At 52.2% G+C, this 628-nt stretch carries 1 pseudogene; it reads left to right on the top strand.

The window, feature by feature from the left end:
* Positions 1-120: 120 nt before the first annotated feature.
* A pseudogene (locus tag KP705_RS16090) lies at positions 121-323 on the top strand (IS481 family transposase); the annotation flags it as partial.
* Between the last annotated feature and the right edge of the window lie 305 nt (positions 324-628).

The following is a 628-nucleotide window of genomic DNA, read 5'->3' as shown; positions in this document are numbered from 1 at the left end:
CTGTAGGGCTGCTCGCACGGCGTGCGTGGTCGTGGCGCTGCCATGACGGATCTGTCCCGCCGCCTTATGGGATAGAGACGTCATGGGAGCGCCACGACCGCGCACGCTGTGCGAGCAGCAATACAGCGATCGCAGCGCTGAGCGAGGAGTTCGGGATCAACCAGAAAACAGTTGTAAAATGGCGCAAGCGACAGACTGTCGAAGATCAAAAAACTGGCCCTAAAGAGCCTCGCTCAACGAGCCTGATAGAAACCGAAGAAGCCATGGCAGTCGCTTTTCGCCGACATACTTTACTGCCGCTGGATGACTGCCTTTATGCCCTGTAGGCCAGCATTCCTCATCTGACACGTTCGGCGAAGGCTCAAGACGCTGAGTGGCCTCACACCTTACGAGTACGTCTGCAAAATCTGGACTTCAGACCCAGAAAAATTCATCATCAATCTAACCCATCAAACCACGGGACTAAACAGCTAGATTGATCGGATATGCTCTAGCTCGGCCGCTCAAAGATATTCGGGAGTGAAATTTTTTTGTATTCGGTCCAGTCATAACGATATTCCGGTTATACGTTCCGCGTCGAATGAGTTAGGCTGTCATAATGCGTTATACACTCCGGCAGTTAGAGTAC

It is taken from the genome of Gluconobacter sp. P1D12_c (genome assembly GCF_018812105.1).
Taxonomy (GTDB): domain Bacteria; phylum Pseudomonadota; class Alphaproteobacteria; order Acetobacterales; family Acetobacteraceae; genus Gluconobacter; species Gluconobacter oxydans_A.
This window is presented reverse-complemented; position numbering and strand designations above follow the sequence as displayed.